Below are 23066 nucleotides of genomic sequence, written 5' to 3' on the forward strand. Positions count from 1 at the left end.
CATTAAAAATAAATTCTCGTTTTCACAATTTCAAAGGCTCAAATATGCATTTACGTCGTAAGTTTATCGAACCATAAGAATTAATAAAGAAAGGATCGCATCATTTGCAGTGCTTTTATCGTATGTACAAAAGTGTGCGTGGACTGTATCTCAGGCATGGCGCAGGTTAAAAGTGTCCTAACAACGTTAGAAATGAATATAAAATTACCTTCGGGCCAGTCTTGCAAAAGATTTGCTGTTAGCTTTTTGCTGCTACTACTTTCTTTTTTCTCCTATGCGCAGAATCGTTGTGCAACAATGGAAGTACTTGCCGGTCAATTCAGTAAAGATCCGGCTCTTAAAATCAGTTTTGATAACCGGGAAATGCAGTTGCGGCAAATCATAAATCAACGCGTTGCTGCCGGAAAAACCATGCGTACGTCAGGTCCTGTGACAATTCCTGTCGTTTTCCACATCGTGCTAAGGCAGCAGGCTCAGGTTTCCAATGCACAGGTGATGGCGCAACTGGATACCATTAATAAGGATTATGCAGGCCTGAACGGTGCTGATTCCAGGATAATTTCTGCATTTCGCCAGGTATTCGGCCAGTCGGGGATGCAATTCTGTCTTGCACAAAGAACACCGGATAACCAGCCCACGACCGGTATTGTGAGATACACCACAACGCGTACCTCCTTTACTTATGATGAAGATGCCAGCACCAATATTCTAAAACACGCAAGCACAGGTGGAGCAGATGCATGGGATCCGGATCGATACCTCAACATCTGGATTTGTGATGTAGGTGCAGACGTTCTGGGTTACGCCACATTTCCCAATACAGGGCGGGAGGATGAGCAAGGTGTTGTGGTCGATCTGACAAGTTTGCCAGGCGGATCGCAAACAGGTTACAACTATGGAAAAACACTGACACATGAGTTGGGTCACTTCTTCAACCTTTTTCATATTTGGGGTGATGATTTTGGTGCGTGTTCAGGTTCTGACCATGTGGATGACACACCCAATCAGGGAAATCTCACAAATGCTTTGCACACCGGTGTGCTCACTGATAATTGTACCTCTACGGCCCCAGGAATCATGTACCAGAATTTCATGGATTACACACCTGACGCAGCTCTGTTTATGTTTACAAAATTACAGGTGGCCCGCATGGAGGCGGCATTCAACACGTATAGACTCTCGCTTGGTTCCTCGGACGCATGCGTGCCTGTGAGTCTTAAAGGTAAGGATGCAAGTTTGAGAAGTATCATTAATCCTGAACAGCGTTTGTGTGAACCGCAATTCACTCCGCAGGTCACTGTTGAAAACCGGGGAAGCGAGGTACTGACTTCTCTTACAATTCAAACGCGCATTGATGACGGACAGCCTGTAACTTACCGCTGGATAGGCTCACTCAGTACCTATCAGCAGGCTACGATCAATTTACCCGCCATGCAAACTGAAGAAGGCCGCCATACCATTGTGATTAACACTGTTAACCCTAACGGAGGGGCTGATGAAGATGATTCCAATGATGAACTGTCAAAAGAATTTATGTATTTCCTGCCCGTATCAGCACCGGTTAACGATGGATTTGAGGGAGAGTTTTTACCGCGTGGCTGGGATGTTGTAAATGAAGATGATGGAATCACCTGGCAAAGAACGCAATCGGCATCCGCGACGGGAGCTTTTTCTGCCACAATAGGCAATTTTGATTATTTGGTTGTGGGGCAAAAGGACTATTTACGCAGCCCAACTATCAACATTGCCAATACCGACTCGGCATTTGTATCGTTTCAGGTGGCTGCGGCCAGTTATGCGAATTCCTCGGCGCAGGCCGCTGTGTGGGATACACTGCAAGTGCTGATAAGCACCGACTGCGGGAAAACGTACACCAGCCTATATAAAAAGTGGGGATCATCACTGGTTACGCGAACGGGAAGTACCAGGACAACATTTGTACCGGGAACCGGGGAATGGCGAAAGGAAGAAATCAATATCGGTAACTTTATTTCCAGCGGTGAGGTCCTTGTGGCTTTTCAAAACATAACGGGTAATGGAAATAATATTTACCTGGACGATATTAATATCCGCACAGTCACTGTGAATCCCAATTTAAAGGAGGCTGGATTCCTTGTTTCACCTAATCCGACTGATAAAGACGTTTCAGTCCAGTTCTATCCGCATCCCGAAAAACTGACAGGAATCTACATATACAATGTCTCAGGGAAGTTGGTGGCAGAACGGGTTATCAGGAATGGTGCCGTGCCCGGGAATATTTACGACTTCGACCTAAAGTATTGCTCACCAGGGCTGTATGTCGTTAAAGCTGTATTCAGCGACCGGGTATTGACCAAAAAGTTCGTTAAACTAAAATAACAGGATATTGTATAAGCAAAGAGCCGGCTATTGTTACAAGAACCGGCTCTTTGCTTATGACTTTATTAAAGAATTCGTTTTACAACTACCTTGCTATTGGTTTGGGAAATCGCATATTCCTTTGCATTTTCATTGGGAGGCGAAATGAAAATTTGTTTTTTCTTCTTTCCGTCTGTAGATACCCAGTTTGCGGAATAAATCTCCGGAAGGGAGCCAGTGAACAATGGTCGGTTATCCGAAAGGTGGAAAACCTCCTCCACTTCGAAAGCGAGTTCCAGATCGCTGCCGCTGATCACATCACAAATAATTTTAAGCTTGCCAAAGTCATCATCTGCCAGTCCTTTTATCCGCGCCTTTCCATAGAAAGGATCTTCTTCAAATTCCCATTTGGTGTAATATTCGATCACATTTCCTATTTGAGAATCAATGTAGTCGGCTGTAAGCAGTTGTTCCTGGCTCATGGTGTAATATGTTTTTCCTTGTAGTATCTCTTAATGCGAATTCGCAATACCCTCGTATAAGAGCATTTCGACAAATGTAAGCGGTAACAGCTTTTTTCCAAAAATAAACACTTCTCTTTATCATTATTTCTGAAAATAAAATCATAGGCCAGTGCATTTTTCAGGATCTTATCTTCATCCATTTACCATAAAATGGTCCAAAGCTGTTCACAATGCGTCAGAATTGTGTATTTGAATTGCATGAAGGTACGATTTTTGACATACGTGGACAGTATACGATTACCCGGAACAAAGATTCCATTTACTTAGCCACAAATTTCTATGAAAAAAACTCAACAAAAGCGTAAGAAGCGGGTCTGTACCTGGTCTTACATGTTGGTCCGACGGGCGTGTATGCTCCTGTTTGCGGTCGCAGCATCCTTTCAAATAAATGCGCAACAGGTAAGCAGCGACAGTATACCCAAGCCCAAGTCGGACACACTTCCAAAACCAGTACAGAAGCCAGATAGCCTGGTTAAACCCAAAATCGACTCTCTAACTAAACCTGCACAGCGTGTTGATCCACTGGTAAAGCCTGCTGCGCCGATTGATACTACAAGAAAAGTAAAAGCCGACACAACCAAAAAGCAAGCCGCTAAGCCGGACACAGCTAAAACAAAGCCCGCAGGCGGTAATGAAAGTCTCTCCGACAGTGCTGCCATGAACCGTATACCCGGCAACGTCAACGCCCCGGCAAATGCAGTGAACGATTCCACATCCATTACTACCGACTCAACCGCCACTGCTGTGAGCAAAGACAGTATTCCTGATCTCGGAGCCGGTGCCCGCGTAATAAAAGGATTAGTAGTTGACGAAAACGGAACGGGGCTTCCCGGAGTTAGTGTCGTAGTGAAAAATACTAAAATTCAGGTTGTTACAACCGATCAGGGCACTTTTGAAATGAAGGTTCCTGCACTCAAATCTATTCTGGTGTTCACTTACATTGGTTTTACCACCAAGGAAGTACCGGTTAGGAAACAATCGAATTACAATGTTCAACTCAATCCGGAAGCCAAGGCGCTCAAAGAAGTTGTCGTTGTTGGCTACGGAGCTCAGAGTAAACGGGATCTGGCAAGCTCCACCACCAGGGTCTCCGGTACGGAATATAAATCTGCTGTTGTTAATACGGTGGATCAGGCGCTGCAAGGAAGAACGACCGGTGTGCAAGTGGTGGAAACTTCGGGCGAGCCTGGTGCCTCAGCGGTTGTGCGTATCAGAGGGAACAATTCGCTTAGCGGAAACAATGAGCCTTTGTATGTGATTGACGGGTTTCCAATGCCGCCATACCGGGAAGCGGGAGCCAATTTTACCGGAGCGTATTCTCAGAACGGGTTGTACGGAATTAACCCCAATGATATTGAAAGCATGGAGGTTCTGAAAGACGCCTCGGCAACTGCCATTTATGGATCGAGAGGTGCAAACGGCGTTGTTTTAATTACGACGAAGGCAGGGAAACGCGGGACAGGACGTGTGGAGCTGGTTAACAAGACATCTTTCGGAACGGTCTCCAATCCGATAAAGATGATGAATTCCAACCAGTACGCTCAGATTATCAACGAAAGTTTTACGCAAACCGGAAGAACCGCGCCGTTTACCAATCTGGATAGCGCATTAACCAACACAGACTGGGTGTTTGCCATTACGCAACCCAGTTTCCGTCAGGATGTTACACTGAGCATATCCGGTGGAAGCGCGAAATCTTCGTATTACATTTCAGGGAATTATCTGTCTGAAAAAGGAACGATTATCAACTCAAACAATAATAGGGGTAGTATCAGAGCCAATCTGAACAACGAAGTAAATGACTGGTTTACCATTAAGGGTCAGCTTGCCTTTACAAGACAAAAATCCAACAGAGCTGTTACGGCATCGCGTGCATGGCCTAATTCGGGTGGTTTGATGGATGGGCTTCGTGCGGCACCAACACTTGGGATCGATTATCTTGGATTCAACAGTCTGGGTATCCCTGACTATCAGGGATATTATTTTGCCAATCCATACAACGAGCTGATGGCAAAGTCGGATGTCACACAGAACGATTATTCGATTATCAATCTTGAAAATTACTTCAAACTGGCACCCGGGCTACAATTTGTGGTGAGTTTGGGTAGCAATCAGAATCTGACACGACGTAACGTCTTTCTTCCTCCGAGCACTGCGGAAGGTAATCAGGCAAGAGGCCGCGGAAGTAACAACACATCCAATACATACAGCTACAACCTGAATGCTTACCTGCAATATGAACAGACATTCAAGAAAAATCACTATGTCAATGTAACCGGTGGTGTAGAATATAACAACCAGGTTGTTGAATTCGTCAACACAAGTTCGTCAGGTTTTGACATCCCATACTTCGGAGTTGACAATATTGGAAGCGCACAATCACAGTCGATCGGATCTTTTAAAGAAAAAAGAATATTACAATCGGCATTCGGTCGCTTCAATTATTCTTTCAAAGGCAGGTATGTACTGAATACGTCGCTAAGGATGGACGGGGCGTCGGCGTTTGCAGAGAATAACAAGTATGGACTTTTCCCTTCCGTAGCGCTTGCCTGGAACCTGGATGCCGAGGAATTTATGAAAAATGTGAAGTTTGTTTCCAATACAAAACTGAGAGCCTCTTTCGGCGAGACCGGCAGCCAGGCCATCGGACCTTACTCTTCGCTTTCCCAATACAACAGCGGATTTTATCAGCTTGGCGAGGGTGAAGGTGGTGTGATCAACACAGGTATTTTTCCTACCTCCCTTGCCAATCCAAACCTTACCTGGGAGCGTACAAGACAGTTTAATGCAGGTATAGATTTTAACACCGTTAAGGATAGACTGGTCGTGAGTTTCGACTACTACAATAAAGTAACATCGGATCTGCTTCAATACAGAGTGCTGCCTACCCAGTCTGGCGTTAACTCCATTATTGATAATTACGGAACGATGCGTAACCGCGGTGCCGAGTTAAGTATTCAGGCAAACATCGTTCAAAGAAAAAACGTAACCTTTTCTTCACGAATCAATATCTCTAAAAATGTTACAACACTCGTCGACTTAGGCGATCGTACGCAATCGGATTACGTGAACATCAATGGCAATTTGTTAGGTGGTGTGTCGGGGATATTAACTCCCGGGCAGGATGTTGGCCGTTTCTTCGGTTACCGGGTTGCCGGACTTACCCAGACTTCTGACTTTGACAGTAACGGGAACCCAACGTTTGCAACCTTTGAAGGACCAGCACCTCCGGGAGCTAAGGGAACGCCGGTTTACGGATCCTGGATATATGCAGATACCGACGGTAGCAACAAAATAGATGATGCAGACCGTGTTGTTTTGGGTAAATCAAATCCTGATTTCACCTTCGGCTGGACTAACGATCTTACCTGGAAAAATTTCGCTTTGAACGCGCTTTTCACCGGATCAGTAGGGAATGACGTACTCAACCTGACGAGCTTCTACATCAACAATGGTGTTGTGGATTATGGCGGAGTAGGATTTAACCAGTCTGAGGAGTGGTACAACAAGCGTTATACAGAGAGCAATCCGCACAACGATCCCAAGTATCCGGGCATTCAACGGGGTATTGCTTCGGGTGATATCAATTCAACCATGCTCGAAGACGGTAGTTTCGTGAGACTCAAAATGCTCTCACTTTCGTATACGTTTCCTAAGCTGGGGCCAGTTCAAAATCCAAGATTGTTTGTAACAGGGACCAACTTGTGGACACTAACCCGATATACCGGTTACGATCCTGAGGTAAGCTCCTACGCACAGTCGCTGCTTCAACAGGGCATCGATTACGGCGCTTACCCTACGCAACGTTCCTACACAATCGGTTTTTCATGTAATTTTTAATCTAGACCTGTATGAAATATAATATCATATTGCCGGCCTTTTTACTGCTGGCGTTTGTATCCTGCAAGGATAATCTGGATGAAAAGCCATTTTCATCACTAAGTAAGGAGGTGGTTTTTCAGGACGAAGATGGGCTGAACCAGGCAACCATTGGCGTTTATCATGCCTACACCGCGCCTGACTTTACTGACATCAGCAGCCGGTTTGTGCTGACTGAATCAGGCCATCGATACGCTACTGCCGGCATTGGTATTGGCTCAGACCCTTATTACCGTTTCGGGCATCTTCCCAATTCGGGCGCTTTCGGATCGGTTTGGAGTAGATTTTACAAAATCATTTTTCGTGCCAATACAGTAATCGCCAATGCGAAGCTGGCTGTGCCGGGTGAGGAAGAAGAAGCAGATCCATACATTGCCGAAGCGAGATTTCTACGGGCATATGCTTACTTCAATCTGGTGAGGTTTTTCGGCGGCGTCCCACTTATTCTGAATGAGATTAACTCGCTTAAAGACACCGATCTTATTTTCGGTGGCAAAAAAACGGATGTCGAAGTTTATGACGCGATCATTGCGGATCTGACTTTTGCAGAAGCAAACTTACCTGATGCACGCGGAGGAGCCGAACTAGGTCGTGTAACAGCAGGTGCTGCCAAAGCCATGCTTGCAAAGGTATACCTGACCATGGCCGGAAAGCCGTTGAACAAGACAGAGAATTATCAGAAAGCGGTGGACAAACTCAAAGAGATAACGGGAACTGCCAATGAGCAAAAATACGGTTTTCAGTTAATGCCTGACTTCGCCAACATATTTGCGCTTACAAATGAACGCAACCGCGAGATCATTTTGTCCTTTGGCTATTTCATCAATTCTTCGAATCCAAACGGGAACATTCTTCCTTTTAATCTGTTTCCCCCGGGGCTTGTAAACGGTGATGAGCAGACAAACTACGGTCTTACCTACGAATTTTATAAACTATTTGAAAAAACAGACGTTAGAAGGGATTTTACTGTCATTGAAAAGTATGTTTACAAGGGAATTCCAAGAGGAGATATTCAGCCGGGTGACAGCATTGTGTATGATACCACGAAAGCAAACTACATTAATAAAAGAACCAAAACATCTGTTGGGACAGACGATTATAAATATGGTATGGCCTTTGGTAAACTCGCTCGCGAGCCACGACCTGCCGGTGCTGCAATTCAGGGTTACGGTGCCGATTTGATTGAACTTCGTTTTTCTGACGTTCTTCTTTGCCTGGCTGAGGCATTGGTCGAAACAGGAAAGCCGGCAGAAGCGCTGCCATTGCTGAATCGGGTGAGGCTGCGGGCCAAGGCAACTGCATCGAAGGCTACATCGGTTGCAGATTTACGGGCCGCAATCCGGAAGGAACGTCGACTGGAATTGACAGGTGAATTTAATACTGTTTTTGACATACGCAGGTGGGGCACGCTAAATGAGGAGATAGCAGCCATGTCGCCAGATCAGATCGTCGACAACGTACTGTTACCGTATACGCCAAAATTGGAAATTTATCCTACACCACAGTCTCAGATTGACGCCAATCCTAATCTGAAACAACACGAACTCTGGTAATTGAGCTATTCTGGTTGAAAAAAGTGCGTGATTGCCATTCGGTAGTTACGCACTTTTTTTGTTGTGTAATGTCGGAATTAAAGTATGTGAATTGCCGCAAATCCTTTTCCAGTTTATCAGTCATATCCAGTTTTTACCAATGAATCAAATTCAACCGTTTTACATGAATCAATTTCATCGTCTTTCGCTGTTTATTTTTCTGTGTTGTACGGGAATGTGCGATATGGTATGTGCTCAAAATAGAAATGACACCAGTTTACAGCCCTATGTGCGCGCTGTCTCAGGAAGTGAGCAGTCTCCGGGTAGACGACTGGTTCTATCGTCCGACATCGATACCACCTGGTCCCGTTGGTTGGAACGCGGTTATAATTTTGGTTTCAATCCAAAGGTTACCCCCATGTACACAACCGTAGAAGGTATACTGAGTACACCTTACATGATACAGGTGAGGGGAAACGCACAGGAGCGTAACCGGAAAAGATGGGGCTATCATGTTTTTGAAGGATATGCGAGCGACGACAAATCAAGGATCACCATGCTTGTCAACAAACATACCGAACTTGAAAGGTCCGTGGCGGAAACGTATTATTACAGCACCGTTTATGATCACTCCGAAAGTGCCTACAACTGGTTTAAAATAGGTTCGGATGTGAAGCAGCATTCCTTTCTCTTCGGTAGGGACAAAGCGGTGTTTTACGGTTCGTTGAAACTTTCCAATGCTTTTACGCTTGGAAACATAGGCAAGGAGGATATCGTGAAGGAGCAGCCCGGCGAGGATGCGGAGAAGAATTATCAGGAAGATGCGAAGCATGTGAACTTTAAGGAATTGAAAGGCGGTGGCAATGGCACCATGTTTTACGACAAAGACCGCAATATTGTGGTGATTAAAGTAGACGGACAATGGATGAAGGTACGGGTAGAACCCTTACCGGCGGATGTTAAATATGATTTTTGAATGGAGAATTAAAACAAAACAACCACGCTGGCCAGATCGACACGTTTGATGAAAATGATTTGGGTTTGAGTTAGAAATACTCTGAAACGGGTTGCTACCTTTGCAATTCATTTTGCATTTCTATGAACAATTATAAAAGCCTAGCCACGAAACTCTCGGTACTCTGGATTCCCCTGCTACTGAATTTTTCCTGTAACAAACATTTTACCCTTAAAAACACAGAATACAAACAGTACGGCATGAGCAGTGAAGTTGCTGCTGATTCCTCCCTGATCCGGTATTATACGCCATTTAAGCAAAAAATGGAGTCAGAAATGAACCGGGTAGTGGGTGAGGCTTCGGGAGACCTTATAAAATCTTCGGATCCTGAAACTTCACTTGGCAACTTTTACGCGGATGCCATACTCGCCGAGGCTCAGAAGATTGAACCGGCTATCGAATTTTCTTTCCCAACTACGAAAGGCGGAATCAGAAATTCAATTCCTAAGGGTGCAATAACGGTTTCACATGTTTTCGAGTTAATGCCATTCGATAACGAAATGGTTATTTTGAAACTTTCCGGAACCAGTGTCCAGAAAATGATCGATTACCTGGCGGCGAGTAACGGACAACCGGTGTCCGGAATCCGAATGAAAGTGAAGGATAAAAAAGCGTACGAAGTAACTATTGGTGGCAAGCCGTTTGACGTTTCCAGGAATTACCTGATGGTAACGTCCGATTACATTGCAAATAACGGTGATGATCAAAGCAGCCTGGCAAATCCTTTGGAACGCAGGAATGCAGGTAAAATTATTCGCACTGCGCTACTGGATTACATTGGAGAACAAACTAAAAACGGTAAAAAAATAATCCCACAAACAGATGGAAGAATTATTATCGATAACAAATAACAGGAGGGAGTTTTTAAGAAAAGCCGGGGCGGCAGCCGGTCTGTTTGCACTGGCTGGTTCTCCTTTTTCTGCTCTCGCGGGACAGGAAACAGTGCAGCTCACCATTTTACATACAAATGATGTACACAGTCGCATCGAACCATTTCCCATGGACGGTTCCAGAAATCAGGGACTGGGCGGTGTTGCACGTCGATCCGCTTTGATTAATAAGATCAGAGAAGAACAAAAAAATGTTCTTCTGCTTGATGCAGGAGATATTTTCCAGGGAACCCCATACTTCAATGTATTCGGAGGTGAGTTGGAATTCAAGCTCATGAGCGATATGCAGTATGACGCATCCACGCTGGGGAACCACGATTTCGACAACGGTATAGCAGGATTTGTAAAACAACTTCCTCACGCGAAATTTCCCTTTTTGGTTAGTAACTACGATTTTTCCAACACGGATCTGAAAGGGAAAACACAACCTTATAAAATTTTCAAAAAGCAAGGTATCAAAATCGGTGTGTTTGGTCTTGGGATTGAATTGCAGGGACTGGTTGACAAGAAAAATTACGGGGATACGGTCTATCAGGATCCCATTGTAAAAGGGAATGAGATGGCTGCGTTTTTAAAAAATGACAAACATTGTGACATGGTGATCTGTTTGTCGCACCTGGGCTACAAGTACAAGGAGAATAAGGTGTCCGATCAGGTGTTAGCCAAGTCGACCCGCAATATTGATCTGGTCATAGGCGGACATACGCATTCTTTTATGAAATTACCGGAAGATGTGATGAATCTGGATGGTAAGATGACAACAATCAATCAGGTTGGATTTGCAGGAATAAATCTGGGACGTCTGGACTATTTCTTTGACCGGCAAACCGGAAAAAGAAAGATGCTTGCATCGGTATGTCCGGTAGGGGAAAGAATTTTGGTCTGAAAAGGAACGATAGAAATTACGTTGCGTTATAATTGCAATACTGTTGCAAGTAGGTAATTATGGAGACACAGGAAAGAATAAATGTATACCTGATCACCGGTTTTCTGGGTGCAGGAAAAACCACGGTGCTTAATCATCTCCTGCAAAGCAAGGAAGGGCAGATTAATGTGGTGATAGAAAATGAGTTTGGAAAAGCTTCTGTTGATGGGAGACTGATTAGTAAATCGTACAGTGAAATGTATGAACTGAGCAACGGCTGCATTTGCTGCTCGCTGGATGAAGAACTCTACGACGTGCTTAACATGCTTGCTCAGAGTGAAAAGCGACCAGATAACCTTTTCATTGAAACGACTGGTGTGGCGGATGCGGGCAATGTTGCGGCTATTTTTAAAAGAGAGGATGTAGGCAAGGTTTTCGCACTAAAACACGTCATCTGTATCGCCGATGCCGAGACAGTTGAAGATTATCTGGATGAAACGAATGAAACAATCCGTCAGCTCGTGTGTGCGGACCTTATCGTGATTAACAAAACTGATTTTGTTTCTCCTGAGTACGCCTTAAAACTTAAAGAGATCATGACGAGGGTTAACCCCTTCGCGGAAGTGATTTTTTCCAAAGACGGCAGTATTCCTGCGGGTTTGCTCGAGTTGCCTGCCAGGGATGAACAGTCCATTGCTGCATCCGGCGATGGTGTACTCCTGGGCGTGAACAAGCACAAAATCGTGACTGTGACATACAGAACTGATAATGAGTTTTACAAAGATTATCTGCTTCATACACTTAATGTAAGTCTGATGATCCATTACCGTCAGATTTACCGGATTAAGGGATTTATCAAGTTGGAGAAAAGTAATGAAAAGATCTTATTGCAATCGACTGGAAAACGACTGACTCTGGAAAGTCACGGGACATGGGAAACACACGAACCGGTTTCTGAACTGGTCTTCATTGGTGTGGGGCTGCAAACTCCTGCAATACAGCGAATACTTCGCCCCGCGATTAAAACGATTAGTGCGCAGGTTAGAGCCGAGCGCAAAGCGATTGCGGAAAACCAGGCTTTATGAAACTGACCTGGACCTTTTATCCAAAATATGAAAAGGCAATTACCCTGGTTGTCAACTATGTACCGCAGCTGGATAAAACGGGCGACTGGGGATTTCTGCATGTAGAGCTAAATCATGCCTGGGTAAGTTGGGACTGTTTCCGCAGTTTTGACAAAGGTGATGTGAAGTCGAAAAAAGAGGCTTTTGAAAGATTGGTCAGGCTGGATCCTGATCAGAGCATATCAGACAAAATACTTTTATCATAATAAACAAGGCCCGGAAGTTTCAGATCCGGGCCTTGTTTATTTATATCAGAAAGCTACACGTATGTTGTTTGCAGTCAATTTGTCAAACTACTTTTTACCTGCAAAAGAGCGCAACATCCACGTGTTTTTCTCTTTAAACTGCATAAAGCGGTTTACCATGTCATTGGTACCGTCATCTCCGGCTTTGTCGGAAACTTCCAGTAATTCTCTTTCCAATTCAATCAGCTTTGCCATATCATCCAGAATGGCATCCACCATATCCAGATCCTTCATCCCAATGGTATCAATTTCCTTTATGACCGATTCCTTGATATAATCCGAGAATCGGCTGTGCGGCGGTTTGCCCAATGTGAGAACGCGTTCGGCTATTTCGTCTATGGTCAGTTGTGCACTGGTGTAAAGTTCTTCAAATTTAACGTGCAACGTAAAGAAATTCTGTCCCTTGATATTCCAGTGACATCCTCTCAGTTTTTGGTAATGTATGTGGTAATTGGCAAGGTAGTCATTGAGCAGATCAACAACCGGTTTTACTTCTTTTTCGACAAGACTTATTGCTTCGGCATTCATATTGTATGTGTTTTTGATAGTAACTTTTTATTAAGCTTTAAGATTTTACATCCCTTTACTTTGTATTAAAATTAAAAGAATCGTACCAAAATTCAAGTAATCAGGCTACCATATACGTTTATTTTTACTCCGTGCCATTTTAACCTATATTTATGGGTTAGAGATTGAAAACGGCAGGAAATATTCTCATCGAACCGATAAAGAGTCATTACCATGAAAGCAGGAAAGGAAACGCTAAACAGATCTGATTGTCCCATCAGCTACGCGCTGGATCTGGTGGGTGACAAGTGGACCTTACTTATACTAAGGGACATGATATTCGCGGGGAAATCTTCATATGGGGAATTTTTGCAGTCGGACGAAAAAATTGCCACCAATATTCTCGCTGACAGACTCAATGCACTGACAGATAATGGATTTGTAATCAAGTCGGTGTCGCCGGAAAACAAGTCAAAGTTCATCTATACGCTGACCGACAAGGCGATATCATTGCTTCCTGTCATAATCGAATTGTCAATATGGGGATCAAAGAATAGCACCGCTGAATTGAACAGTACACTGCCGGACGTTTTCAAAAAAGACAAGGTTAAAACCATCAAGGAATTTACCAAAGTGCTTAAAAAGAGATTGAGCAATGTGTCCGATACCGAATAATTAATTCATTATTTGATCAGTTTTCAAGAGTCTGTTTCATTGTCAAGTAAAACCAAGAGGTCAGTTGGTATGGGAAAACAGGTATCATGAATACAAAAAGGCTCAGTCCGCATAATTAACGGTTAGTGAGCCTTTTTGAAATATTGTGGAATAGAGCCACTCTACTGATCACTGTCAGGACGCAGCGTTGGTTTGATGATCATTCGTAACGACTGGTCTTTGGTAAAATAGGCGATCATCCAGTTATACAATGTCCTCACCCTGTTACGGTGTGTTATTAGTGAGATTAAGTGTATAAATAGCCATGCGAACCACGCTATGGTTCCGTTGAAGTGGGCTTTGTTAGGTAAGTCAACCACAGCTTTCATCCGCCCTATAATCGCCATTGAGCCCTTGTCCTTATACTTAAAGGGAACCAATGGTTTGTTTTCAGTGATAAGCCTGAAATTTTTGGCAAGATGTCTTCCCTGTTGTATCGCAACCTGAGCAACCTGTGGATGACCGAATGCAAAGTCGGTGTCCGATAACTGAATGCTTGTATCGCCAATCGCAAAAATGTTGGCAGTACCAGTCACCCGGTTAAATTCATCTGTGATAATCCTTCCCGCCCGACCATAAGTTTCGGCGGGCAATCCTTCGAAAACGTTTGCCGTTACGCCTGCCGCCCAGATAAGCGTCTTGGTTTCGATGGTTTCGCCGCTTCCGAGATACACCGTATCATTCACATAATCCTTCACCCGGCTGTTAAGCATGATTTTCACCCCCAGCTTTCTCAAATCGTCGTACGTGTGTTTCTGAGATTGCAGACTCATGGGCGAGAGAAGTGCTTCACTACCGTCGATAAGGTAGATTTCGCTGCCTTTGCCAACCAGTTCAGGATATTCTTTTCGAAGAATCCCGTTGCGCATTTCAGCAAACATCCCCGAAAGTTCAACACCCGTAGGCCCGCCGCCGGCAATCACAACAGTCAGTCGTTTACGCACATCATCCGGATCGGTGGAAATGGTAGCCTGTTCCATCTGCTGTAATAGTTTATTACGCATTTCAATGGCATCGTCGAGCGTTTTCATCGAGATCGCATTTCGCTGTACATTCTCCATACCGAAGAAATTCGTTTTTGCGCCAGTCGCGAACACGAGGTAATCATAAGTCAATTCACCGTTCGAGAGTATTACTTTGTTTTCCTCAGGCACAACTTTGGTTAGTTTTCCCAGTCGAAAACTTGTGTTGGGCTGGTCGGAAAACAACTTACGAAAAGGGTAGCTGATACTGGACGGTTCAAGAAAGCCAGTGGCTACCTGATAGATAAGCGGCGGGAAAAAATTGTAGTTATTTTTATCGACTACTGTGATCTTGTAACCCTTTCTTTTCCCAAGTGCCAAAGCGAGGTTTACGCCCGCAAATCCACCTCCAATGATAACGATATGCATTCTATGTATATGTTTTTAGAAGTAATGTGTTGGTGTGCCGCCAATTTTTACGCTCACCAGTGAATACTGAATTCGTTGTAAAGTACACAAGCTACTATAAAAAGTAAAGCCTGGAACAGTTTTTATTCCCCGGAAAGTTAGCTCAGTCATTGTTAACCTCAAATATCAGAACGATGCCATCTTCTGTTGTCGCCGGTTTTTTCTATGATCCGCTGTCCAGGATTCTGACGGTTAAGTACGTTTCGGGGACGCTGTACGACTACCTTGACGTGCCTGAGGAAGAATATGAAAAGATGAAAGCAGCCTTTTCAAAAGGGACCTTTTTGAATCAGTCCATAAAAGGTAAATACGCCTTCAAAAAAAGAACTGCCGGAAAATCCGGCAGTTCTAAAGCTTAGTTAACACTTTTCAGGGTTTTGAAAATTTCCGAATGCGGATGTTCTCCCTCATAAGTTTTGACGAGCTTACCTGCTTTGTCGTATATAGCAATGTAAGGGAAAGACCTGATTTGGTAGTAACGCTGCACGGCGTAAGTTAAACCTTCTGTCCCTATTTTGATGTTTGGATATTGTGCGATTTTGTATTTTTTAGCGAAAGGCTGCAACATGTTCATATCCTGGAACGTGATCATAACGACCTGCTTGTTGGCAATCGCGCTGTAATTTTTGATCATGTCGGCGGTGAAATTCTGACAATGGTCACAATCAGGAGAAAAGTACATCAGCACCGAAGGACCTGGTGCCATTTGGGCCGCAGTGTAAGTTTGTCCATTGGTAAGTTTAATATTAAAGGGGGCTATCTTTTTCAATCCCAATGTTGCCTGCGCAAATGTGGACGAAGCAAATAGCATCACTACTGCCAGAATTCGGAACGTATGTTTCATTTTTGAGTTTTACTTTTTTTAACCTTAATAGTTTGACAGTAGTTCAGTGACTGCGTTCTTATGAGTCAAAATTTGGCTATTCCACTGTTACACAGCGAAGCATACTTTAATATAATCTGACCAGATTTTGGCTGCCATTATTTCTCATAACTTTCAACCGGTGTGCAGCCATTTTCACTGAAAAACTTTACCATTCCAGTCTCTTTATTTCTGCATTTTACTTTGCCTGTGATTTTGGTGGTAGCACCTTTTTTAATGGTTTCGTGCTCCAATATAATCCAGACTCCGGGATTGTTTTTGACTGTAACGCGTGTCCCGTCATTGTACTTCTGAACTGCCATTCTTGTTTTGTTTAATTAAAAGGCAAATGTAGACAAATTGTGAACCGCATTGAATTGCTCCGGAATTGATTTACAAATTTCCCTTTCTTTTCTCCTTTACCGCATAATCAACAGCACGCGCTGTAAGTGCCATATAAGTTAAGGATGGATTTTGAGTGGAGGTGGAGGTCATACAGGCGCCATCGGTGACAAACACATTTTGACAATGATGAAGCTGATTCCACTTGTTAAGCAGTGACGTTTTCGGATCTTTCCCCATTCGGACGCCGCCCATTTCGTGGTTCTCACTTCCCGGGTTCCGTTTTGTGTCAGCGGTTTTAATATTGGTAAATCCTGCTGAATCCAGCATTTCAGAAAGTTCTGTGTAAAAATCCTGGACCATTTTCATGTCATTATCGTCGAAGCCTACAGACATTCGAAGGAGTGGAATTCCCCAATTATCTTTTTTTACGGGATCCAGGCTCACCATGTTGCTCTCTTTGGTAAGTACTTCGCCCATCATTTGTGCGCCTATGCTCCATCCTCCGGTCTCGGGTTTGAACAAACTTGATTTAAGCTCTTCTCCCAATCCTTCTTTTGTGTTAGGTATTTTGGAAGAGGAAACAGATGCCGCATAACCTCTGAGGAAATCTGTTTCCTGCTTAAAGACATTTCGGAATCTTGGCAGATAAGAAGCGTTTGGTCGGCGGCCATCGGTGGTTGAATCATGAAATCCGTCGTAATCCGCACTGATTCTTCCGCGATAATTGTGAAACCCAATCGCTTTTCCAAGTAGCCCACTGTCATTTCCGAGCCCGTTCGGAAAACGGTGGGATGTCGAATTGAGCAGGATCAGGTTGGAATTGATGGCAGACGCATTAATGAATATAATATTGGCATAAAACTCCGTCATTTCCTTTGTAAGTGCGTCCACGACTCTCACACCGGTAGCACGTTTTTTCTTCTCATCGTAAATCACCGAATGTACAACTGAATGCGGACGCAAAGTCATATTGCCGGTCCGTTCAGCCCAGGGTAGGGTCGACGCGTTCGAACTAAAATAACCTCCAAACGGACAGCCTCGCTGGCACATGTTCCTGTGCTGGCATTTGGCTCGGTTTTGCTCTGTATGTATTGGCTGCGGATCTGTAATGTGAGCCACTCTGCCAATGATGATTGGTCGGTTGTTGTTGTATTTTCTGGCAGTTGCATCGCTAAAATGCTTTTCTACGCAGGTCATTTCGTGGGGAGGTAAAAACTCTCCGTCCGGAAGTTGGTCCAGCCCGTCTTTGTTTCCCGATATCCCGGCAAACTTCTCAACGTAACTATACCAGGGAGCAATATCTGCATATCGTATCGGCCAATCTACTGCAAAACCGTCACGAGCAGGTCCTTCAAAGTCGAAATCGGACCAACGCTGTGTTTGCCTTGCCCACAACAACGAGCGCCCACCCACCTGATAGCCCCGCATCCAATCGAACGGTTGATCCTGCACATAAGGATGTTCAGCGTCTTTTACCACAAAGTGCATCGCATCTTCTCTGAAAATGTAGTGTTTGCTTGCAATGGGATTTTGCTCCCGCATGGCAAGCGTAGGCTGCCCCAGATGTTCAAATTCCCAGGGCTGCATATTGGTGGTGGGGTAGTCCACGATGTGTTTTACATCCTTGCCTCTGTCGAGCACCAAAGTTCTTAGTCCTTTTTCGGTGAGTTCTTTGGCCGCCCACCCGCCACTGATGCCCGTTCCGACAACGATGGCATCGAAGGTTTGTTTTTTTATTGAGTCAATGTTGAAGTAGGACATGTCTTTTTAAGGTGGTTCAGGCGATTATTCGGAATAATGTTTGACTGAATGTAAAAGCACCTCCATTTAAGAATTACTCCCGGGAGATTACTTAATTTCATCGATGCTGTATTTAAAATAGCTAAATTAGCTGTGTCAGTGTACTAATCTATCATTCCAAAAAAATCAGCAACATCTAGCATTATTAGCCTATGTTTAATTTTAAGAACCCCTTCCTGTGCTGTCAACTGGTTTTACTTTTCCTCATTTCAAATCAGGTTTTTGCACAAAAAAAGATCAACGAGGATTCCCTTTACATCAGAAAGCATTACACTAAGATTGAAAGGCAGATACCGATGCGGGACGGGGTGAAACTCTTCACCTCTATATATATTCCTAAAAACGCATCAGCCTCCAAAACGTACCCTGTGATGCTCAACAGAACACCGTACAGCGTAGCACCGTATGGCGAAAAGCTGTTCAAGACGTCAATAGGTCCAAGTATGCATTTTGCGCGGGATGGTTATATCATTATTTATCAGGATGTGAGGGGCAAGTACATGTCTGAGGGTGATTTTGAAGCGTACAGGCCATTTATTTCCGAAAAAAAATCGGATAAGGATATAGATGAGAGCTCGGACACCTACGATACCATTGAGTGGATTGTTAAGAATGTCGAGGGGAACAATGGGAAAGTAGGCACCTGGGGAATATCTGCTCCCGGGTATTATGCCACCATGAGTGCTGTGGAGGCACATCCGGCATTAAAAGCTGCTTCACCTCAGGCTCCCGTAACGGATTGGTTTATGGGCGACGATCGGCACCACAACGGAGCGTTTTTCCTGATGGGGACTTTCTCGTTCATTTCCTCCTACGGCGCACCCCGACCAGTTCCTACAACAAAAGGTACGCCCGGATTTTCCGCATACGGGACACCGGATTCCTACGAGTTTTACAAAAAATTGGGTCCGCTTAAAAATGTAAATGAAAAGATATTCAAAGGTGAAAACAGGATTTGGAATCAGCTGATGGAACATGAGGTTTATGATGAATTCTGGCAATCACGAACGCCTGTTCCGTATCTTAAAAACATCAAACCGGCTGTGATGGTGGTAGGAGGCTGGTTCGATCAGGAGGATCTTTATGGACCGTTGAAAGCTTATGCAGGTATTGAAGCAAACAAACCTAAGTCGCCGAACTTACTGGTGATGGGGCCCTGGATACACGGAACCTGGTCGCGTGGTAGTGGTGAATCATTGGGAAATATCCGTTTCGGATCAAAGACGAGCCACTTTTACCAAAAGGATATCGAACTTCCCTTCTTCAACCATTATCTTAAAGATGGTAAAGACCACGAGCTTCCAAAGGCGTATATATTTGAAACCGGAGCGAATGAGTGGCGGAAATATGACCAATGGCCTCCAAAAAATACGGTTGAGAAAAAGCTTTATTTTCATCCTGATGGTACTTTGTCTTTTTCACCAACAATGTCCATTATGCAGGTGGGAGTGAAGCCCTCTTTCCATGAGTATGTGAGCGATCCTGCGAAACCGGTTCCTTATACTTCGGAGATCAGGATCATTCGCGGCAGTGATTTTATGTATGAAGACCAGCGTTTCGCCGCTTCCCGGCCAGATGTACTCGTTTACGAATCCGAAGTGTTGACAGAAGATGTCACGATTGCGGGGAATGTTTTTGCTGATCTTTTTGTGTCTACAACAGGAACAGATGCCGATTTCGTAGTGAAACTGATTGATGTTTATCCAGGAGACGCGCCCAATGACAGTCCGGTAAATCCGGCCATGAAAATGGGTGGATTTCAGCTTCTGGTTCGGGGGGAGGTGATGCGTGCCAAATTCAGGAAGAGTTTTTCAAAGCCTGAACCAATGGTCCCCGACAGCATCGAAAACGTTAAGTTTGATATGCAGGATGCAGCGCATCGATTCAAAAAAGGACATAAAATAATGGTCCAGGTGCAAAGTTCCTGGTTCCCGCTGGTAGATCGTAATCCGCAGAAATTTGTGAACATATACAAGGCATCGGAAGAGGATTTTCAGAAAGCTGCGCACCGTGTGTATACATCCGGAATGAACGGTTCTTACGTTGGTGTGCGTGTGGTGGAATAACTGGCGCTATTCGATTTGAAGCAAAAAGGGAGGCTCTGTCACATATGGACGGCCTCCCTTTTAGTTATTTTTTCATCGGTTCCAGGTGCTGATTTATTCCCTTTTCAACATAGGGCAGACCTTCACCAAGCCATGATGGCAACGGACCGTCTTTCAGGTAATAATCAAAATACTGATACATCCTCACAGCGAAGTCCTTCATATTCTGGCGTTTTCCAAGACCATGTTTCTCGCCGTTATAATTGAGCATCCACACCGGTTTTCCAAGTCTTTTGAGTGCCATGTAATACTCAATTCCCTGATACCAGGGCACAGCACCATCTTCATCGTTGTGCATCATAAGCAGAGGAGTATTCACTTTGGGAGCATAAAATAAAGGAGAGTTTTCGATGTACTGCATTGGTTTCTCCCACAGCGTACCGCCAATTCTGCTTTGTGTTTTTTCATATTGCGCCTGGCGGGTTAAGCCAGTGTCCCAGCGAATTCCTCCGTAGGCGCTCGTCATGTTCGACACTGGTGCTCCTGCTTCCGCCGCACGGAAAAGGTCCGTTTGTGTTACCAGGTAAGCCGTTTGATATCCACCCCAGCTATGTCCGGAAATACCGATTCTGTCCCGGTCAACGAAGCCTTTGTCTATCTGACTAAGTACACCCGGAATTAGACAATTGTAAGCGCTTTGGCCCGGGTAACCGATTTTATACACGATATCCGGCACAAAAACAATATATCCGTTGCTGGTGAAATAGCTGAAATTGATATAGGAACGGATCGGTTTCGGAGCAAAATGACTGTGCAGGTTTTCGGTGTTTTTCTCATAGTAATACACCATCATCGGGTACTTTTTAGCCGGATCGAAATTTTCGGGTTTGTAAAGCAGCCCTTGTAATGGCGTACCATCACCCGCAAGCCAGCTTACCAGTTCTACACTTCCCCAGGAATACTGGTCCTGCTGCGGATTGGTGGTTGTAATTTTGGTTACGCTTTTAAAGTCCGGATCTGCAACGTACCAGTCAGGATAATTTTGAAAAGTTTCTTTTGTAAAAAACAGCTGTTCGCCATTCTTTGCTTTCAATACACCATATCCGGTTTTGAAATCTCCTTCATACAGCCTGGCAATGGTAGTATTGGCAGTGTTTAATCTGTAATATCCCTGCTGCTTTGTTATCTCATGCACAGAGGAAAGCAGTAGCGGCTTGGCCATATCAATATTTCTTTCATCACGATCCAGCGTTACGTAACGAAACTCCCGTTTGTCGGGGCGCCCATTTGTAAGCTTCCGAATCTTCTGTGGCGCAGATGGCGAAACCTCCCAAATGTCATAGCGATCGTTGATCAGTGCACTTTCATCTCCTTTTGTCCAGCCGGCCAATCCATAAGGATTGGGAAAGTCTGGATGGTCATCCAGTTCATCGGCAAAGTTAACTGTTTTGTTATCTGTAAGTTGGATGGTTTGCCCTTTCGCAACATCGTATGCAAACCAGGCCGTGTCAGGATTCGAAAACCAGTAAGCATATTTTCCTTCCGGTGACATGCGTACGTTTCCTTCCAGCTTTTCCTTTAAAAGTTTCTCAGAGCCATCCTGCGAATTAATAATGTATACGTCCTGCTTGGGATTCCAGTCCCAGTGTTCATGGGAATATTTACCATCTGAAGTTGCCAAAACAAAATCTGCATTACCTTCATTGACAAGCTGCGTTCGTGTCAGATTTTCATTTCCCAACTGTACCAGTTTTTTACTGTCTGTATGGTAAATCGCCAGGTGTGATCGTTTTTTATCCTGTTCCAGCGTAACCTTTTGGCGGGTTTGCAGGTTTTTGTCCTGCCAATGCCATACTTCAACGTTCACGATTTCATCTGGCAGGAGCGTGGTATCGGCAACTACGGGTTTTGGGTTTGTACCAAAATAGAGCTTGGTACCATCCCTGGAAAACTCAGGAGCGTAATTAGCACTTACAAGCCATCCGGAGACACCAGGCTGATTGGTTTCGTCGGCAATAAGTGTAGCCTTCTCTGCTGGCTGGTTCCAGTAGTAAAGTTTTGGGAGACGTACCTGTGTTTTGGAATTGGTGTCCGCGTCAGCTATAAATGCAAGTTGACCGGTTGTCTTTGCGAAGGCCAGTTTTGAGAACTTGTGTTTGCTCAAACCTTCATGGATCAATTTTAAGGCATTTGCACCTGCCTCCCAAACGTAAACACCTGCCTTTAAGGTTGAATCGTTACCGGCAGTGGCAAATGCCAGCCATTTTCCATCCTCGGAAACTTCGTATTCTTTTACATAAGCGAAAGTTTCCAGCTTACCCGTTTTCAGATCCTGAACAATTAATTTGTATCCATTTTCTTCGCTTTCCTTTTTAGGAGCTTTTGCAGGTTTTAGTGCCTTTGCCGTTGTATCCTTCTTTTCTTTTGGTGGTACAACGGCTTCCAGCTGATAAGCGACCCAGCTGCCGGCTTTTTCGGGTACCTTGAAACTTGACACACCAGGAATTTTCTGAACCGTTCTTGCTTTGAGATTATAGATCGCCAGAGAATCCTTTGGCAATTCCTCCTTTTTCTTTTTAGCCCTTTTCGCATCTTTTACCAGATTGAGCTGCGGTTTGATTTTGAACAGAGCAAATTCGGAATCGGCTGTGATCCGTGCGCCTGATCCTCTTGGGACGGAATCAATACGGGCGTTTGAAATTTCACGAATCACAATTTTACCATCACCTTCCTGCGGATTCTGACCGTAGACAAAAAACCTGCCGTCGTTGCTTACAAACCGCTCGGTGTTATCCTGCCAAAAGTCGTATACATTGTGGTTGAGCGGTTTCTTGATAACTGGTGCAGCGGCTTTTCCAGTTGGTTTTTTACTTTTTTTCTGTTGCGACCAGCCAGGGAAGCTCAAAAGGACGACACAGGTGGTCAGGAAAATTTTTCTCATTTGAAATGATG

At 44.4% G+C, this 23066-nt stretch carries 18 protein-coding genes; 11 read left to right on the forward strand and 7 right to left on the reverse strand.

Features of this window, described 5'->3' with window-relative positions:
- The first annotated feature begins 192 nt into the window (after nt 1-192).
- Nucleotides 193-2358: a M43 family zinc metalloprotease gene (locus tag LZG71_RS00480; protein WP_233816059.1), complete on the forward strand. Its 2166-nt coding sequence runs from the start codon at nt 193-195 to the stop codon at nt 2356-2358.
- Nucleotides 2359-2423: 65 nt separating this feature from the next.
- On the opposite strand, the gene LZG71_RS00485 is transcribed toward LZG71_RS00480, so the two are convergent.
- Nucleotides 2424-2819 (reverse strand): hypothetical protein, encoded by a 396-nt coding sequence (locus tag LZG71_RS00485; protein WP_233816060.1) that lies wholly within the window; start codon nt 2817-2819, stop codon nt 2424-2426.
- A 321-nt stretch (nt 2820-3140) separates the two neighbouring features.
- Here LZG71_RS00485 and LZG71_RS00490 point away from each other — a divergent pair, with 321 nt between their 5' ends.
- The 7 genes from LZG71_RS00490 (at nt 3141) to LZG71_RS00520 (ending at nt 12372) form a co-directional block, all read left to right on the forward strand.
- Nucleotides 3141-6701 (forward strand): TonB-dependent receptor, encoded by a 3561-nt coding sequence (locus LZG71_RS00490; RefSeq protein WP_233816062.1) that lies wholly within the window; start codon nt 3141-3143, stop codon nt 6699-6701.
- Nucleotides 6702-6712: 11 nt separating this feature from the next.
- Nucleotides 6713-8293 carry a RagB/SusD family nutrient uptake outer membrane protein gene (locus tag LZG71_RS00495; RefSeq protein WP_233816063.1) on the forward strand — a complete coding sequence of 527 codons (1581 nt, stop codon included), beginning with the start codon at nt 6713-6715 and terminating at the stop codon, nt 8291-8293.
- A gap of 163 nt (nt 8294-8456) precedes the next feature.
- Nucleotides 8457-9248, forward strand: a complete 792-nt coding sequence (locus LZG71_RS00500) for a hypothetical protein (protein WP_233816065.1) — start codon at nt 8457-8459, stop codon at nt 9246-9248.
- 122 nt (nt 9249-9370) lie between these two features.
- Nucleotides 9371-10138 (forward strand): 5'-nucleotidase C-terminal domain-containing protein, encoded by a 768-nt coding sequence (locus LZG71_RS00505; protein WP_233816066.1) that lies wholly within the window; start codon nt 9371-9373, stop codon nt 10136-10138.
- On the forward strand, nt 10110-11063 hold the full coding sequence (locus tag LZG71_RS00510) for a bifunctional UDP-sugar hydrolase/5'-nucleotidase (RefSeq protein WP_233816067.1): 954 nt from the start codon (nt 10110-10112) through the stop codon (nt 11061-11063). The genes LZG71_RS00505 and LZG71_RS00510 overlap by 29 nt, the downstream gene beginning before the upstream one ends.
- 59 nt (nt 11064-11122) lie before the next feature.
- Nucleotides 11123-12127 (forward strand): GTP-binding protein, encoded by a 1005-nt coding sequence (locus LZG71_RS00515; RefSeq protein ID WP_233816068.1) that lies wholly within the window; start codon nt 11123-11125, stop codon nt 12125-12127.
- A complete protein-coding gene (locus tag LZG71_RS00520; protein ID WP_233816069.1) occupies nt 12124-12372 on the forward strand; it encodes a hypothetical protein in 249 nt (82 codons plus the stop codon). The genes LZG71_RS00515 and LZG71_RS00520 overlap by 4 nt, the downstream gene beginning before the upstream one ends.
- 87 nt (nt 12373-12459) lie before the next feature.
- Here LZG71_RS00520 and LZG71_RS00525 read toward each other — a convergent pair whose 3' ends face one another.
- Nucleotides 12460-12939, reverse strand: coding sequence for a Dps family protein (locus tag LZG71_RS00525; protein ID WP_233816070.1), 480 nt, complete (start codon nt 12937-12939; stop codon nt 12460-12462).
- Nucleotides 12940-13152: 213 nt separating this feature from the next.
- Between LZG71_RS00525 and LZG71_RS00530 the strand changes: the two genes are divergently transcribed.
- The gene (locus tag LZG71_RS00530; protein ID WP_233816071.1) at nt 13153-13593 is read left to right on the forward strand and encodes a helix-turn-helix domain-containing protein; all 441 of its coding nucleotides are present in this window, start codon (nt 13153-13155) and stop codon (nt 13591-13593) included.
- Between the two features lie 161 nt (nt 13594-13754).
- Here the strand turns inward: LZG71_RS00530 and LZG71_RS00535 are convergent, their stop codons facing one another.
- Complete coding sequence (locus LZG71_RS00535) at nt 13755-15023, reverse strand: NAD(P)/FAD-dependent oxidoreductase (protein WP_233816072.1); 1269 nt, start codon at nt 15021-15023, stop codon at nt 13755-13757.
- A gap of 173 nt (nt 15024-15196) precedes the next feature.
- Between LZG71_RS00535 and LZG71_RS00540 the strand changes: the two genes are divergently transcribed.
- Nucleotides 15197-15421: a KTSC domain-containing protein gene (locus LZG71_RS00540; RefSeq protein ID WP_233816073.1), complete on the forward strand. Its 225-nt coding sequence runs from the start codon at nt 15197-15199 to the stop codon at nt 15419-15421.
- On the opposite strand, the gene LZG71_RS00545 is transcribed toward LZG71_RS00540, so the two are convergent.
- From LZG71_RS00545 to LZG71_RS00555, 3 genes are all read right to left on the reverse strand, one after another.
- Nucleotides 15418-15906, reverse strand: a complete 489-nt coding sequence (locus LZG71_RS00545) for a peroxiredoxin (protein ID WP_233816074.1) — start codon at nt 15904-15906, stop codon at nt 15418-15420. The genes LZG71_RS00540 and LZG71_RS00545 overlap by 4 nt on opposite strands.
- A gap of 137 nt (nt 15907-16043) precedes the next feature.
- Nucleotides 16044-16247: a hypothetical protein gene (locus tag LZG71_RS00550; protein ID WP_233816075.1), complete on the reverse strand. Its 204-nt coding sequence runs from the start codon at nt 16245-16247 to the stop codon at nt 16044-16046.
- Between the two features lie 70 nt (nt 16248-16317).
- Nucleotides 16318-18030: a GMC oxidoreductase gene (locus LZG71_RS00555; RefSeq protein ID WP_233816076.1), complete on the reverse strand. Its 1713-nt coding sequence runs from the start codon at nt 18028-18030 to the stop codon at nt 16318-16320.
- Between the two features lie 191 nt (nt 18031-18221).
- On the opposite strand from LZG71_RS00555, the gene LZG71_RS00560 reads away from it, so the two are divergent.
- A complete protein-coding gene (locus LZG71_RS00560) occupies nt 18222-20135 on the forward strand; it encodes a CocE/NonD family hydrolase (protein ID WP_233816077.1) in 1914 nt (637 codons plus the stop codon).
- Nucleotides 20136-20199: 64 nt separating this feature from the next.
- On the opposite strand, the gene LZG71_RS00565 is transcribed toward LZG71_RS00560, so the two are convergent.
- Nucleotides 20200-23055: a S9 family peptidase gene (locus LZG71_RS00565; protein WP_233816078.1), complete on the reverse strand. Its 2856-nt coding sequence runs from the start codon at nt 23053-23055 to the stop codon at nt 20200-20202.
- Nucleotides 23056-23066: the final 11 nt, after the last annotated feature.

The sequence above is a fragment of the Dyadobacter sp. CY312 genome (assembly GCF_021390535.1).
Taxonomy (GTDB): domain Bacteria; phylum Bacteroidota; class Bacteroidia; order Cytophagales; family Spirosomataceae; genus Dyadobacter.